13 protein-coding genes and 1 riboswitch are annotated in these 11,231 nt (G+C 66.1%); of the genes, 4 read left to right on the top strand and 9 right to left on the bottom strand.

Annotated features, from left to right (window positions below; translation table 11 throughout):
- Positions 1-58: 58 nt before the first annotated feature.
- From ACH4G3_RS38855 to ACH4G3_RS38820, 8 genes are all read right to left on the bottom strand, one after another.
- Positions 59-610: a GGDEF domain-containing protein gene (locus tag ACH4G3_RS38855; RefSeq protein ID WP_397628900.1), complete on the bottom strand. Its 552-nt coding sequence runs from the start codon at positions 608-610 to the stop codon at positions 59-61.
- 93 nt (positions 611-703) lie between these two features.
- Positions 704-1,012, bottom strand: a complete 309-nt coding sequence (locus ACH4G3_RS38850) for a SpdD-like protein (RefSeq protein WP_397628899.1) — start codon at positions 1,010-1,012, stop codon at positions 704-706.
- 19 nt (positions 1,013-1,031) lie between these two features.
- The gene (locus tag ACH4G3_RS38845; protein ID WP_397628898.1) at positions 1,032-1,190 is read right to left on the bottom strand and encodes a hypothetical protein; all 159 of its coding nucleotides are present in this window, start codon (positions 1,188-1,190) and stop codon (positions 1,032-1,034) included.
- Between the two features lie 11 nt (positions 1,191-1,201).
- Complete coding sequence (locus ACH4G3_RS38840) at positions 1,202-1,393, bottom strand: mobile element transfer protein (protein ID WP_161368208.1); 192 nt, start codon at positions 1,391-1,393, stop codon at positions 1,202-1,204.
- A gap of 22 nt (positions 1,394-1,415) precedes the next feature.
- Positions 1,416-2,084, bottom strand: a complete 669-nt coding sequence (locus tag ACH4G3_RS38835) for a DUF2637 domain-containing protein (RefSeq protein WP_397628897.1) — start codon at positions 2,082-2,084, stop codon at positions 1,416-1,418.
- Complete coding sequence (locus ACH4G3_RS38830; protein WP_167396220.1) at positions 2,084-2,242, bottom strand: hypothetical protein; 159 nt, start codon at positions 2,240-2,242, stop codon at positions 2,084-2,086. Before ACH4G3_RS38830 ends, ACH4G3_RS38835 begins: the two co-directional genes overlap by 1 nt.
- A 200-nt stretch (positions 2,243-2,442) precedes the next feature.
- Positions 2,443-3,798 carry an FtsK/SpoIIIE domain-containing protein gene (locus tag ACH4G3_RS38825; RefSeq protein WP_397628896.1) on the bottom strand — a complete coding sequence of 452 codons (1,356 nt, stop codon included), beginning with the start codon at positions 3,796-3,798 and terminating at the stop codon, positions 2,443-2,445.
- A gap of 2 nt (positions 3,799-3,800) precedes the next feature.
- The gene (locus ACH4G3_RS38820) at positions 3,801-4,157 is read right to left on the bottom strand and encodes an SCO3933 family regulatory protein (RefSeq protein ID WP_397628895.1); all 357 of its coding nucleotides are present in this window, start codon (positions 4,155-4,157) and stop codon (positions 3,801-3,803) included.
- A 156-nt stretch (positions 4,158-4,313) separates the two neighbouring features.
- Between ACH4G3_RS38820 and ACH4G3_RS38815 the strand changes: the two genes are divergently transcribed.
- Positions 4,314-5,045 carry an XRE family transcriptional regulator gene (locus ACH4G3_RS38815; protein WP_397628894.1) on the top strand — a complete coding sequence of 244 codons (732 nt, stop codon included), beginning with the start codon at positions 4,314-4,316 and terminating at the stop codon, positions 5,043-5,045.
- 28 nt (positions 5,046-5,073) lie between these two features.
- Positions 5,074-5,544 (top strand): NUDIX hydrolase, encoded by a 471-nt coding sequence (locus ACH4G3_RS38810; RefSeq protein ID WP_397628893.1) that lies wholly within the window; start codon positions 5,074-5,076, stop codon positions 5,542-5,544.
- Here ACH4G3_RS38810 and ACH4G3_RS38805 read toward each other — a convergent pair.
- Complete coding sequence (locus ACH4G3_RS38805; RefSeq protein WP_397628892.1) at positions 5,532-6,461, bottom strand: HDIG domain-containing metalloprotein; 930 nt, start codon at positions 6,459-6,461, stop codon at positions 5,532-5,534. The two genes, ACH4G3_RS38810 and ACH4G3_RS38805, sit on opposite strands and share 13 nt — an antisense overlap.
- 552 nt (positions 6,462-7,013) lie before the next feature.
- On the opposite strand from ACH4G3_RS38805, the gene ACH4G3_RS38800 reads away from it, so the two are divergent.
- Both ACH4G3_RS38800 and rlmN read left to right on the top strand, forming a co-directional pair.
- Positions 7,014-9,440: a hypothetical protein gene (locus ACH4G3_RS38800; protein WP_397628891.1), complete on the top strand. Its 2,427-nt coding sequence runs from the start codon at positions 7,014-7,016 to the stop codon at positions 9,438-9,440.
- Positions 9,441-9,871: 431 nt separating this feature from the next.
- Positions 9,872-10,978, top strand: coding sequence for a dual-specificity RNA methyltransferase RlmN (gene rlmN / locus ACH4G3_RS38795; RefSeq protein WP_397628890.1), 1,107 nt, complete (start codon positions 9,872-9,874; stop codon positions 10,976-10,978).
- A gap of 40 nt (positions 10,979-11,018) precedes the next feature.
- A riboswitch (TPP riboswitch) is annotated at positions 11,019-11,125 on the top strand.
- Positions 11,126-11,231 lie beyond the last annotated feature (106 nt).

Genomic DNA, 11,231 nt, shown 5'->3' with positions numbered 1-11,231 from the left:
GAAGGAACGGCCCCGGGTGGCGGCGTGCTTGGCGGCTTGTGCGCCACCCGGTGGCCTCTCAGCGAGTGCTGTGGGAGCCCCGGCGGGTGCGACCCTTGGCCGCGTACATGGCGGCGTCGGCAGCGGCGAGGGCGTCCGTCAGGAGGGGCACCGGCAGCTCCGCGACAGGGCCGACGCCGACTGAGGCGGCCAGCGGGAGAGACGTCCCGTCATAGGGCAGCGGCCGGTGCAGCGCTGCCGTGAGCGCGTCGAGGTCGACGGCGGCCAGGTCCCGGATCACGGCGACGAATTCGTCCCCGCCCAGGCGGCCAGCGGTGCCGTTGTGTCCGCACCAGGCGCGCAGCCGGTCGGCGGTGGCGACGAGGGCGGCGTCCCCGGCGGCGTGGCCGTGGGTGTCGTTCAAGGTCTTGAAGTGGTCGAGGTCGACCAGGAGCACGGCCGCGTTCGGGTGCCGGCGGATGAGGTGTTCGGCGCGGGCGGTCCATCCGGCGCGGGTGTGCAGGCCGGTGAGCGGGTCGCGGCGGGCGCAGGCGAGACGGCGGGTGAGGATGCCGCCGTGCACGGCCCAGCCCAGTAACGGCACGATGCTCGCGGCTATGTGCAAGTCCATGGCGTTGCTCCTTGGCGATGGCGGTTGGCTGACGGAACCCGGCCCCAGGAGCGGCGGCGTGCTTGGCGGCTTGTGCGTCGCCCCTGGGACCGATCAGCGGCGGTGCTGCGAGGAGATGAGCGAGCGGATCACCACGGCGCAGACGGCGACGGACGCCCCGGTGACGGCGACGGCCAGGAGCATCGAGACCAGGACGGCGCCGACGACCAGGACCACGGCCGTACCAGCGCCCACCAGGGCGAGGGCTGCGCCGGGGGTGAGCTGGATCGTCGGGCGGGTCGACGCGGTCGGCGCAGGGGCGGGCGTCGGGTGGTGCTGGACCACGGTGGTGGGCTCGACGACGGTGGGCGGGGTGATGAGTCCGGTCGGGCTGGGCATGGTGGGGATCTTCGGGCGGAGCATGGCGGTTCTCCCTTCGTGGCTACTTGCTGAGGGCGGTGTCGATGGCGGGGGCCAGGACGCTGTCGGCGAGGAGGTATCCGCCGAGGAGGAGGACGGCGACGAGCCACCAGGGCGGGTGGAGGAACTTGACGCCGAGGTAGCCGACGACGGCGAGGGCGAACCAGAGGGGGACCTGCACGGCGGTGTCTCCTAGCGGACGCGGCAGCGATGGGTGCGGGCGGCGAGCTGGGCGGCACTCTGGCTGGAGTAGTCGGCGGACCAGCCGCAGCGGTCGGCGGTGCAGACGGCGGCGTACTTGGTCTGGCCGTGGCGGTCACGGTGGGTGCCGATCTGCACGGGGCCGATCCGCATCACGGAGTGGAAGTGGTCGCGGGCTGGCATTGCGGATGGTTCTCCTTCCGGGTCAGGCGAGCTGGGCGGCGATGGCGGCGGCGAGATGGGGCGGGACGCCGAGTCGGGCGCGCAGGGTGTCGGTGTCGATCGGGGCGCCGGTGCGGTCGCGGTAGTCGGCGGCGACCTTGCGGGCGTGGTCGATGAGGACGGCGGGAACCGCGGGCGGAGGGTCGGCGGGCGGAAGCGCCGGCGGCTCCTCCAACGGGGCCGGGGCGGGCTCCGGGTCCGGCATGGGTTCGGGGGCCGGTTCGCGGTCGTCGGCGAGATCGGGTTCCGGGGCCGCGGCGGGTGCCGAGGCATCCGGGATCCGGTGGTTCCCGGAGTGCGCGAGGAGGGTTCCGCCGAGGAAGGCGAGCGCGGGCCATCCGGCGATGCCGAGGCGGAGCAGGGCGGGTGGGTCGGCCAGGTCGAGGAATCCGGCGGTGGCGACGTTGGCGCCGAGCGAGGCGAACAGGGCGATGAGGAACCAGCACCAGGCCAGCCGGGACGGGCCCTCACTGCGGAGTCGTCGCCAGGCGGCGACCAGGAGCAGGTCGACGCTGACCGGGTAGGCCCAGGCCTTCCAGCCGTCCTGTCCGGCAGCGGCGGCCAGGTCGTGCAGGTGGGCGAAGGACAAGGCTCCGGCTATGACGGCCTGGACCAGGACGGCGTCGACGCGCAGGTTGTGACGGGCGGGCATCAGGACTCCTCCCCGGTGGGCGGTTCGGGGAGCGAGGCGGCTAGGGAAGGGCTGACGGCGTCCACGAAGTCGAGGTCAGCGCCGGTCGTGTCGGCGTAGAGGGCAAGCTGGCCCAGGAGCAGGACCGTGCGGGCGAAGTCCTCGCAGTCGGGGCACATGGCGGGTCAGTCCTCCGGGGTGTCGTCGGCGGGCGCGTCCTCGTACCAGGGGCAGTCGCGTTCGTCGTGGTCGATGCCGGTCTCGGCGCCGTCGAGGTCGCCGCAGTGCTCGCAGAACATCGGGGGCTCCTTCTGTGATCAGGCATGGCGGGGTAGGGACTTGGCGCGAAGGCGGTCGCGCCGACCGGGAAGAGGCCGTGTCAGGCCGTGGCGGGAGCTGTCTTGGACAGCGGCACCGGGGGCTCAGCGGGGACGGTCAGCTCGGGGCGGAAGGCGGCCAGTTCGGGCAAGTCCGGGGTGCGGTCGGCGTGCCGGTTGCAGGTGTTCACGGCCTGGCGGAGCGAGGTGTGCGGGGCGCGGATGCGGTGCCAGCCTCCGGTGGAGTCACCGGCGATGGCTATGCCGCGCGTTTCGGCGGGGATCTGGATGGCGGCCAGGACGGCGTCCGGGGAGATGTCGCCGAAGGCCATGTTTGCGCTTGTTTCGTCGTTGACGCGGTGGGCGGTGCGGCCGGTGAGCTGGGCGCGGAGCATGGTGATGCCCTTGCCGAGTTCGGAGCCGAACCGCTGTCCGCAGATCTCCAGGTAGATGCCGGCCGCACGGCCGAGCTGGGCGAGACGGACCAGGGCGGTGATGATGCGGTCCCGGCGCTTCTCCTCCTCCTTGCTGGCGAACAGAGCGAGTTCGGCGACCTCGTCGACCAGGACCACGACCGGGACGGGGCGAATGTCGTCGGGCAGGTCCCAGATGTCGGCGGCTATCTCGGCGTCGGGCACGGCGGAGGTGATGCGCTGCTCAGCCCGGATGAGCTGATAGACGCCTGCCATGCGGGACACGAGCGCGTCGAGGAGGTCGGCGGCGGTGTCGGGGTTGTCGGCGAGGGCGGAGAACCGGCGGGCCAGCGGGAACAGCTCCACCCCCTGTTTGCAGTCGATGCCGACCAGGGCGACGTCCATCGGGGCGAGCCCGGCGACCAGGTTGCGCTGGTAGACGGACTTGCCAGACTCGGTGGCACCGAGGGTGAGGGCGTGCGGAACGGCCCGGTAGTCGCGGTAGTGGACCGAGCCGTCCTCGCGCAGGGCGACCGGAACCCTCATGCTGCGGGTGTCGACCTTGGCGGGCATCTGCACCCGCTTGAGGACGTCGTAGCCGGTCATCCGCACTTCCACGACACCCGAGCGCACCTCACGCGAGGTGACCCCGTACATGGAGAAGGAGTGGCGCAGCCGGTCCGAGGCGGCGGCGACGTCGAAGACGTCCTGACCGGGGCGCAGGCCCAGCCGCAGGACCAGGCCGGTACGGGTCGGCCGGAAGCGCAGGATGCGCGGCGGGCGGGAGTCCGGCACGGGCCGGTTGGCGACCCGGGCCAGAGCCAGGCGCCAGCGCGGGGGCGGGACCGTCAGGCCACAGGCGTCCATGACGGAGGCGTAGCGGAGCAGGACCCGCAGCGAGGCGAGGGTGACGCCGAAGGTCATCCAGTACCAGGCGGGGCGCCGCCACCGCAGGAGACCCGCAGCGGCGACGACCAACACCAGAGCGACCGTGAAGGCGGTCATTGTCAGGCCGCCTTCGAGTTCGAGGCAGCGGCGGCCAGCGAGGTGATGGCGATCGCGCGGAAGGCGATGCCGTGCCGCTTCTGACCGTTGAAGTCGTTCTCCCACGGCCGTGCGATCAGGCCCGTGAGCGCGACCGGCGTGCCCATGGTCAGCTCACCGGAGATGCCCGGTTCGGGGACGGTGATGGAGAGGATCTCCACCTCGTCGTTGGCGGCGAACATCACGTCGACCGTCATCAGCTTCGCGCCGGACTCGACGTCCATGGCGATCTCACCGGTACGGCGGTCCTTGACCTTGGGCTGCGGGGTCTTGGCGACCATCACGGTCGCGGCGGAGGTGTCCACGGGAATCTGACGCATCGTCTTGTCTCCTGCTGTGGTGGGTTCTTGGCCGACGTCCCGTCGGTGAGATCAGGAGACCGCGAGAGGGGGTGGACGCATCACGGCCCGTATGGACGTTTAGGGACGTCTGAGCTACCGTCAAAACGTCCCTACGGGTCCCTAGGAGGGAACACCATGGCGAACGAGCGTCTGCGGGCTGCGATTTCGGCGAAGGGCGAGACGATCCAGTCAGTCGCCGAACACGTCGGAGTCGATCCCAAGAGCGTCGAGCGCTGGATCACCACCAACCGGACTCCGCACCGGGGGCACCGCTGGAAGGCCGCGAGCTTCCTTGGGGTCGACGAGGTCTACGTGTGGCCATCAGTCGAGAAGCAGGCCGAGAAGGCGAGCGCGTCGGAGCTGATCACGTACTACCCGCACCGGGGTGCCGTTCCTGCCCCGCTGTGGTCCTCCCTGATCGAGAAGGCGACGGACCAGGTCGACATCCTGGTGTACGCGGGACTCTTCCTCGTCGACAGTCACCCGGACCTGCCGGACCAGTTGGCCGAGAAGGCGAAGGCCGGCGCCCAGGTCCGCATCCTGTTGGGCGACCCGGACTCTGCGGCCGTGCGCCAGCGTGGCGAGGAAGAGGGCATCGGTGACGACCTGGCGGCGCGAGCGCGGATAACTCGCCGGTACCTGCAGCCCGCCATGTCGACACCCGGCGTAGAGATCCGGCTGCACGACACGATCCTCTACAACTCGATCTACCGGTTCGATGACGACGTGCTGGTAAACCCCCACGTGCTCGGAGCACCCGCCGGACAGAACCCGGTGATGCACTTCAAGTACCTGCCGGGAGCGCGGACGTTCCGGCACTACATGCGGAGTTTCGACTACGCGTGGGACCAGGGCCGGAAGGCGTAACCGGCTCCCGACGTGCGACGCTGAACGCATGGCACGCGTCGACTACTTCAACGATCCGAACGCCCCGAAGGCGAACAGCCTCGTCCCCTCCGTGACCGCCGTGGCTCGCAACGAGGCCGGTGAGGTCCTGCTGATCCACAAGACCGACAACGATCTGTGGGCCCTGCCCGGAGGCGGCATCGACCTGGGTGAGTCAGCACCCGACGCGGCTGTACGCGAGACCAAGGAAGAGACCGGGTTCGAGGTCGAGTTGACCGGCCTGGTCGGGATCTACACGAACCCCGGGCACGTCATGGCGTACGACGACGGTGAGGTCCGCCAGCAGTTCTCGATCTGCTTCCATGCCCGTATCGTCGGCGGCCAGCTGCGGACGAGCAGCGAGAGCAAGGAAGTGGCGTTCGTCGATCCGAGCAGGCTGGACGAGCTGAACATCCACCCGTCGATGCGCATGCGGATCGACCACGGTCTGACTGAACGGACCGAGCCCTACATCGGCTGACGCTTCCCGGAGCGATCTCCTGGCAGATGCCGGCGCAGCAACCGGATCGCAGGGGCGTGGTCATAGCGCTCGGCGACCTGAAGCGGCGTATCGCCAGCCGCGTCGGGCAGTTCCGGGTCTGCGCCGTACGCGAGGAGTACAGCCGTCGTCGCCACGGTGAGCGGACCACCACTCTGCAGTGCCGAGTCACCTTCCGTGTCCAGCGCGTGCGTCAGGGGAGTCGCACCGTTGCCTTCGTCAGGGTCTGCACCGGCATCGAGCAGCCGAGCCAGCAATTCCACGTCCTGGTGTTCCACCGCGAAGAGCGTCGGAGGCCACCAACCGCTTCCGTCGATGATCGCCCGTTGGCTCGGCGGCAGTGACGTGAACGCCGCCATCCGTCGCTCGGTGCGCTCGACAGCCGCACCGAGGTACGGCCGCGCCTTGCTGATCGCCTTGTGCACCTCACTGCCCGGCTCGTAACGGATGAGGATCTCGTCGATCCTCTTGTCGAAGTCGAAGGACTGCCCGGCGGGGCCGGTCGTCATGTCGGCGTAGATCAGCGCATCGAGGACGGGGGAGTCCTCCCGCTCGTAGACGGCCAGCTCTGCCGACAGACCGCGCTGCTCTGCTTCGTAAACGGCCCCGGAGTGGTGAGCTACCAGCCGCACGAGACGCGCCGACGCACCCAGTGCTTCCAGGTGGCGGGCACCGTCGAGGGGATGGAACCCGGTCTCGCGCAGCTCGGGGGCGTAACCGATGTCATGCAGCCAAGCTGCGGCGACGAGGAGATCCCGGTCAGCCTTGGACACAGCCGCGGAAGCCTCACGCGCCCGAGCGGCCACAGCCTGAGTGTGCAGCCAGCGATTCCCGAGCTGGGGAAGCAGAGACTCGGCGAGTTCGGCCGCTCCCTGAGGCGTGTCCAGTGCAGAAGGCATGCATGGAACGGTAGCCGAGGCCGGCGATGAGCCGACAGGCCACGATCGAGCGACTTCGATCATGGGTGCGGTACAACTTTCCCTACTTCATCAAGGCCCGCGCACGGCGCGGGCGCGCGCCGCCTCTGCGGCGCGGCCTGCCTCCTGTCTGCGCCCCGGCTGGCCGCGCCCGGCGGCGCGCTCGGCGGCTGCGGGCATGAAGTGGGGGACACCCTCTGTGGCTGGGGCGGTCGGCTCCACGGCTTTAGCCACCTCCCCGGTCCGGGTCCCGCGTCGAGCAAGACCAGGGGGCCACTCGTGCACATTGCGGGCAGGTCCAAAGCCTGCCCGAGTTGCCAGCTAGCGTACGGCCCCCTGATCATGCTCGACCCCAGACCGGGCAGGCCACCGGCCAAACCCGCTCCGCCGACCTCGTGGGCGCCACAGGCAGCGTCGGCCTCGCAACAGGTTCAAGATCGTTCTCATCAGTTGATCCGTTGTGGTTGGCGCCCTTGACAACCGATAGGCTTGTACAGCCAGCATCCATCCCTCCATAGTCAGGGCCGGTAAAAGTTGTCGAGCATTTATGATTCGGGTAAATCTGCTCTTGATGACCTCATTGAGTGGGCTGAAGCTAATGCAGTCGGCGATAAGCGCAACGAGGCAACCACTCGGCTCCATCTGATCGACAAACTCCTCATTGATGTTCTTCGCTGGTCAAGAGCCAGTATTAAGGCAGAGGAGCAGGCTGGCACAGGTTGGATCGACTATGCCCTAGGGTCTCCGGCCACACAGCTTATTATCGAGGCCAAGCGCGAAGGGATCCATTTCGACCTGCCGGCAGGGGTCAGTACTGGCATTCATAAAATCGAAAATCTCATCATTGGAGATAAAGGGAAGGCCCTCAAGGAGGCCCTGACGCAGGTTGCGCAGTATGCCGCGCGCAATGGTGTAGCGCCTGCAGGTGTAACCAACGGGCATCAGCTTGTTCTGTTTATCGCGGTTCGGATGGATGGGGTGCCACCTCTAAAGGGTAGAGCTTTGGTGTTCCCCAGCCTCGCCGATATGCGAGCAGATTTTCGGCTCTTGTGGGATAACGCTTCGGCTAGTGGCGTCGATGCAAAAGTTCTTCACAGTACAGTGAGCTTGCTGGAAGCACCTCCCCCCGAGCCTCTTTCCATGCACTTGGTCAACTACCCAGGATCGAAGCGGAGAAATAGTCTGCAATCTGGGCTTGACATTTTGGGTGAACTTTTCTTGGAAGATGTCACTCGTCTCGAAGAGCTGCGCAAGGATTTCTTGCGGGAGTGCTACGCGTCGAGTGGTGCACTATCTCAGTATGCTGAGGTAAGTAAGCAAATCCTCCGAACGCGTTACGCCTTGCTGAGCGAAGAAGACGGGCCAGATGTATCTCCTATCGAGGGTAAGAAGGGTCTCAATCAGAACCTGACGCAGGACATGCTGGCAGCCGCTGCGGCGCGGAGGCCGATCGTGCTGCTGGGTGATGTTGGGGTGGGTAAGACAACCTTCATTCAAAGACTAGTGCATGTCGATGCTGAGGAGTTGTTCGACAAAGCCATCAGTCTCTACATCGATTTTGGCTCATCTACAACGCTCACCCGGATTGACTCGCACGTAGTTGAAGAGTCCATTCGGCAATTGCGCGAGAACTATGATGCCGACATCGAGGATGCATCTTTCGTGGAAGCGGTGCATCACGGTGCGCTGAACCGGTTCGAACGAGGAGTAATTGGACGCCTCAAGGAAATCGATCCTATCGCTTACGAGAAGGAAAAGATCAATCTTCTGCGGCGGGCCGTGGAGGATCGTGCTGGGCACTTGAAGGCCAGCCTGGAGCACCTGCGATCTAATTGGCGCAGACAGCTGGTAATCTTCTTGGATAATATCGACCAGCGCAGCAGCGAGGATCAGGAGCAGGTATTCCTCATCGCGAATGAGCTCGCGCAAACATGGCCGGCCACGGTGTTTGTGACGTTGAGGCCAGAGACTTTCTATCGTTCGAGTCGAAGCGGCACTCTTTCTGGATATCAAGCGCGCGTTTTCACTATTGCTCCACCGCGAGCAGACGTGATGCTGCAACGGCGAGTCGATTTTGCTTTGGGGCAACTGCGGGCAACGGGACGCTTGGGTTCGTTTCCAGCAAACGTGACTGTCGACAGCGAAAGCCTTGAAGTATTTCTTGAGATTCTCGCAGAGAATTTCCGATCGAACGATAACCTGCTTGCGCTCATCGATAATCTTGCTGGGGGCAATATGCGCATGGCGCTGAGCTTCGTTACAGGGTTTATCGGAAGCGGGCACATTGACACCGCCAAGATGATCCGAATTTTTCAGGAGAGCGGGCGGTATACCGTACCGCTGCACGAGTTTCTTCGAGCCCTGTTGTTCGGTGATGGAGTCTACTACGATCCGCAATCTTCCCCTATCGCGAATCTTTTCCGAATCACGCGGCCGGACGGTCGAGAGCACTTCCTGCTGCCGCTAATTCTTAGTCAGACTCAGATTTTGGGGGAGCGAGTCGGAGACGAAGGATACGTTTCGGCGGAGGCTCTCTTCGAGTTCGCTCAGAACCTAGGCTTTGATGTTGAGCAAGTGGCAAACGCGCTCGATTATGCAGTGGAAAAAAGGCTTCTTGACACCGCTCCACGCCACTCGGGGGAAGTTCCGCGACTCCACTATAGGATTACTACCGTGGGCGCATACACGACTCGGGTTCTCCTCGCCTATTTTGCGTATGTTGACGCGATGCTCGTTGACACGCCGATCGTTGACGAGCAGTACAGGAATCTAATTAAGGACGACCATACCTTGCCGGAGAGGGTTACTCGAAGTGAGTATTTTCGCCTTTATCTCGACAGGCAGTGGTCGAAGGTGAAAGATTCCGGATTGCCTTGGCGCTGGTCGGACACTAGCGAAAAGCTGTCTGCGGATATTCGCCGAGTGGGCCGGAAGGCCGACCCTCAGGCTTGGAATTACTAAGTGTAAATGTACTGGTTCCGTTCCGATGATTCGCTCTGGTGTCGCTGGGGAGAAAACCTTTGGACGTGTGCCAATTTGAGCTGCTCCCTGTCGCCGGGACGGGGTGGCGTTCCTGCTAGTTACCAACAAGCCGCGCCAGTTCGTCGCGGATGGTGGATTACTCCCGGTTTGGGTGCAAGGCTGTCGAGTTCCGAGATATGGCGCGCGTGCAGTTGGCTCCGGTTCACACCCGGGCGCTGTGCGCCCCTCAGTCGGTCACGGTGGGAAGCCCCATGGCGCCATCGGGCTAGCGGTGGCGGCAACCAGCGTCTCCTGGGCCGTCCCTGGGCCGTGCGAGGCCGACCAACGCTGACAGTCGGCACCCACGGGTGACCACCCCCACCCCGCTCCGGCCTGGGCTCCCGGCGATGATCTGCCACACTGGATGGGTTATGCCTGCACCCGGAGAACTCACTTTCGTCGCCCCCCGCGGAGCCAAGAAGCCGCCGCGGCATCTCGCCGACCTCACTCCTGCCGAGCGCAAGGAGGCCGTTGCCGCTGTCGGGGAGAAGCCGTTTCGTGCCAAGCAGCTCTCGCAGCACTACTTCGCGCGGTACGCGCACGATCCGGAGCAGTGGACCGATATTCCGGCCGGCTCCCGCGGTCGGCTCCAGGAGGCGCTGCTTCCCGAGCTGATGTCCGTCGTGCGGCATCTGTCGACCGACCAGGGCGCCACGCGCAAGACGCTGTGGCGGCTGTTCGACGGGACGCTCGTCGAGTCCGTGCTGATGCGCTACCCGGACCGGGTGACCATGTGCATCAGCTCGCAGGCCGGGTGCGGGATGAACTGCCCGTTCTGTGCGACCGGGCAGGCCGGGCTCGACCGGAACCTGTCCACCGCCGAGATCGTGCACCAGATCGTGGACGGTATGCGGGCGCTCAGGGACGGTGAGGTGCCGGGCGGGCCGGCGCGGCTCAGCAACATCGTGTTCATGGGCATGGGCGAGCCGCTCGCCAACTACAACCGGGTCCTCGGCTCCATCCGGCGGCTCACCGACCCCGAGCCCGACGGGCTCGGGCTCTCGCAGCGCGGGATCACGGTCTCGACGGTCGGTCTCGTCCCGGCCATCCACCGGTTCGCGGACGAGGGCCTCAAGTGCCGCCTCGCGATCTCCCTGCACGCCCCCGACGACGAGCTGCGCGACACCCTCGTCCCCGTGAACACACGGTGGAAGGTCCGGGAGGTGCTGGACGCCGGCTTCGAGTACAGCGCCAAGTCCGGGCGCCGGCTGTCCATCGAGTATGCGCTGATCCGGGACATCAACGATCAGGCCTGGCGCGGTGACCGGCTCGGGCGCATGCTCAAGGGCAGGCCCGTGCACGTGAACCTGATTCCGCTCAACCCGACGCCCGGGTCGAAGTGGACGGCTTCCCGGCCGGAGGACGAGAAGGCGTTCGTGGAGGCCATCGCCGCGCACGGTGTGCCGGTGACGATCCGGGACACCCGTGGTCAGGAGATCGACGGGGCGTGTGGTCAGCTCGCGGCGACCGAACGGTAGTCTGACCGGCGTAAGCACAACCGTATTTTCCGACACCTTCATATTCCGACAGGGGAGCGCCACAGCGCTGAGAGTGCGGCACACGGCCGCAGACCCTCCGAACCTGGCCCAGGTCATTCTGGGTAGGGAGATCGGTCATCACTCGAGCTGTTGCGCCCTGCCCGGGACCCCCAGGGATCCCGGGCAGGGCCGCGTCTTCTCCTGGTCCTCCAGGAGGAATCCAGTGAGCAACACCATCAAGCGGCTGACGGCG

This window comes from Streptomyces afghaniensis, from assembly GCF_044327915.1.
GTDB classification, from domain to species: domain Bacteria; phylum Actinomycetota; class Actinomycetes; order Streptomycetales; family Streptomycetaceae; genus Streptomyces; species Streptomyces afghaniensis.
The sequence above is the reverse complement of the archived record's forward strand: the minus strand, read 5'-3'. Positions and strand labels throughout refer to the sequence as shown.

What these genes read in the sequence shown, in the direction of transcription:
- ACH4G3_RS38815 (WP_397628894.1), top strand. Translation starts at nt 4,314, where the DNA reads ATGGCGAACGAGCGTCTGCGGGCTGCGATTTCGGCGAAGGGCGAGACG.
- ACH4G3_RS38810 (WP_397628893.1), top strand. Translation starts at nt 5,074, where the DNA reads ATGGCACGCGTCGACTACTTCAACGATCCGAACGCCCCGAAGGCGAAC.
- ACH4G3_RS38825 (WP_397628896.1), bottom strand. Translation starts at nt 3,798, where the DNA reads ATGACCGCCTTCACGGTCGCTCTGGTGTTGGTCGTCGCCGCTGCGGGT.
- ACH4G3_RS38850 (WP_397628899.1), bottom strand. Translation starts at nt 1,012, where the DNA reads ATGCTCCGCCCGAAGATCCCCACCATGCCCAGCCCGACCGGACTCATC.
- ACH4G3_RS38835 (WP_397628897.1), bottom strand. Translation starts at nt 2,084, where the DNA reads ATGCCCGCCCGTCACAACCTGCGCGTCGACGCCGTCCTGGTCCAGGCC.
- ACH4G3_RS38820 (WP_397628895.1), bottom strand. Translation starts at nt 4,157, where the DNA reads ATGCGTCAGATTCCCGTGGACACCTCCGCCGCGACCGTGATGGTCGCC.
- ACH4G3_RS38855 (WP_397628900.1), bottom strand. Translation starts at nt 610, where the DNA reads ATGGACTTGCACATAGCCGCGAGCATCGTGCCGTTACTGGGCTGGGCC.
- rlmN (WP_397628890.1), top strand. Translation starts at nt 9,872, where the DNA reads ATGCCTGCACCCGGAGAACTCACTTTCGTCGCCCCCCGCGGAGCCAAG.
- ACH4G3_RS38805 (WP_397628892.1), bottom strand. Translation starts at nt 6,461, where the DNA reads ATGCCTTCTGCACTGGACACGCCTCAGGGAGCGGCCGAACTCGCCGAG.
- ACH4G3_RS38840 (WP_161368208.1), bottom strand. Translation starts at nt 1,393, where the DNA reads ATGCCAGCCCGCGACCACTTCCACTCCGTGATGCGGATCGGCCCCGTG.
- ACH4G3_RS38830 (WP_167396220.1), bottom strand. Translation starts at nt 2,242, where the DNA reads ATGTGCCCCGACTGCGAGGACTTCGCCCGCACGGTCCTGCTCCTGGGC.